General features: G+C 41.8%; 2 protein-coding genes. Both read right to left on the bottom strand.

Going from position 1 to position 2,360, the window contains the following annotated elements; translation table 11 throughout:
• Positions 1-87 precede the first annotated feature (87 nt).
• The gene (locus V7K89_RS31420) at positions 88-393 is read right to left on the bottom strand and encodes a PepSY-associated TM helix domain-containing protein (protein ID WP_335194363.1); all 306 of its coding nucleotides are present in this window, start codon (positions 391-393) and stop codon (positions 88-90) included.
• Positions 394-458: 65 nt separating this feature from the next.
• Entirely contained in the window at positions 459-2,294 is a 1,836-nt protein-coding gene (locus tag V7K89_RS31415; protein WP_335194361.1) for a TonB-dependent siderophore receptor, read from the bottom strand.
• Between the last annotated feature and the right edge of the window lie 66 nt (positions 2,295-2,360).

The raw sequence follows: 2,360 nt of genomic DNA, 5'->3' as shown, positions 1-2,360 counted from the left end.
ACAAATGCTCTGAATGCGGTAACTAAAAAAGACATTATTGGATGGTTCACCCACTGCTGTTACTATATTGCACCCAACTGAGAACCGCTATAGATCGTCCGGTTTAGAAGGGAAATAAACCCTTTGCAATGCTATTTGAGGCTGGTTGGCATAGGCAGCTTTGACAAGATCCAGGATAGCTTCCAACGATAAGCGATCGCCGTGGGGTAAGATAGCGCCAAACTGTTGATGTCGTTGAAAGTCATTGATTTCACGCTGGAAGACGATCAGGCTTCCAGTTATGCCAACTAAGATGGCAATTGATGCGATCGCAAAACCCAGGATGCGATGCAGAGTAAATACAATGTTACGTAGTTTTTTATAACTCAAGTTAAACGCTCCTTTTTCGTCCATTTGATTTCAAACTCGACTTGTTTGTACCCGGTAGCTCCAATACATCGGGGAGGGTTAGGATGGGGTCAAAAGGTCACTGAAATTGTTCCCTGTACAGTAAATGGTGCTTGGGGAAAGGTGAGGTAGCCGTTTGATTCGTAATATTTGACATCGAAAATGTTCTTAAAGTTGAGTCCAACTTCCCAGTTACTTCGTTTGTAGGAGATAGAAGCATCGGTTCTGACATAGGAAGGAAGGATAAATTGCTCGCTTTGGTTAGCAACGCGATCGCCTACAAAAAAGAACCCCGCACCAAACTGCAATCCTTGCAAGTTACCTCTTTGAATTTCATAAGTTGTCCAGAAACTCGCGCCATGATAAGGTGCATTTTCTAAATGCTTGCCTTGGACTGTCGGGTCATTATCTTTGCTAACGTAAGCATCATTGAGAAAACCAGAAGTAATAACCTTCCAACCTGGTAAAATCTCCCCTGCTACATCCAATTCAATCCCTCGACTTTTCACTTCTCCTAGCGCAATTACGTATTGAGGATTGTCAATGTCTGTAGTGGCAATATTTGTTTTAGCAATGTCATAGGCTGCAAGGGTTGCTGAAAGTCGTTTATCAAACAGTTCCGCTTTGATGCCAATTTCGTACTGAGTCCCACGAGAAGGCTCTAGTAACTCATTGTTTACTGTTCTGCTATATGGGTCTACTGTAAAGGAGCGACTGTAGCTAGCGTATAGCGAAATGGGTTCAATTGGTTGATAAACAATGCCCACACGCGGTGAAAAGGCATCAAAGTAATATCTAGACTCGTCTGGTTCGCTACTGATACTGATGTCAGATATATTTTCACTGTCTGAGTCAATAAAATCATATCTACCACCTACAAGCAACTTCAGATTAGGCAGCAATGTCACTTGGTCTTGTAAGTAAATTCCTTTGGTATCAGTTGTGCTATTGTCTTGGCTATAAATGCGCTCAGGCAGTGGAACATCATAGTTTGGCTCAAAAATATTGATCGAAGGGAAACCACTAGTAAAGCCTTTGCTATCTTGAGTATTTCGGTTCCAGTCTAGACCTAACAGCAGTTGATGAGCGATAGAACCTGTATTGAATTTACCAATCAAGTTGGTTTGCAGCGCTAAAGTTTGTGAATAAGTCGGATCATCACCATACTGCGTTCGCGTCAGTGTTCGACCATCCTCTAAAAGTCCAATATCGTTATTAGTAACTTTGCTACTTCCCACACCAAATCTCCACGAAAATCTATTCCTGAGCCGCCAATTTTCATTAAACTGGTGATTCAGTGTTAGCTCTAAACGATTATTTTGAGAATTTTGATAATCATCAGGTTGAAACAAATTGCGATTTCTAGGCAAGGTTAAAAAGATTGGTTCTGGTCGAAAGCCTCGGTCAAACCCTTGTTGAGCATCAAGATATTCATAAACGAAGTCTAGGGTTGTCGCATCACTAATTTTGTAGGTAAAAACCGGAGAAATATAGAAAATCTCGTTTTCAATATAATCTCGATAGCTACCAGAATTTTCATAGGAAACATTCAAACGATACAACAACTTTTTATCAGTAGTGAGCGGTCCAGACAGGTCGATGGTGGGATTGTAGAAATCGAAGCTTCCAGCCGTGAAAGTAGCAGAGTAAAAGGGATTGCTTAAAGGTTTTTTTGTCACATAATTCACTACTCCACCCGGCTCTAACTGACCATACAGCACTGAAGCCGGGCCTTTGAGCACTTCCACTTGTTCAATATTGGCACCATTAGCAGGAAGTAAACCAGTAAACCCATCTATCAACTCAGCGTTTCCAAAACCGCGAATGTTGGCACCACCTAAACTATTGCCATAACCTGATACACCCGTAGTACCAGATACGAATGGCACTAAGAAAAACCGAAACACTTGTGGGTTAAGCAGTTTGCAATTGCTTGCGTAATTCGTGGCGGGGTTTGGTCATTAAGGGGTAAG

It is taken from the genome of Nostoc sp. (assembly GCF_036917515.1).
Taxonomy (GTDB): Bacteria; Cyanobacteriota; Cyanobacteriia; order Cyanobacteriales; family Nostocaceae; genus Nostoc.
Note: the sequence above shows the minus strand (reverse complement) of the source record. Positions and strands in the feature narration are given on the sequence as shown.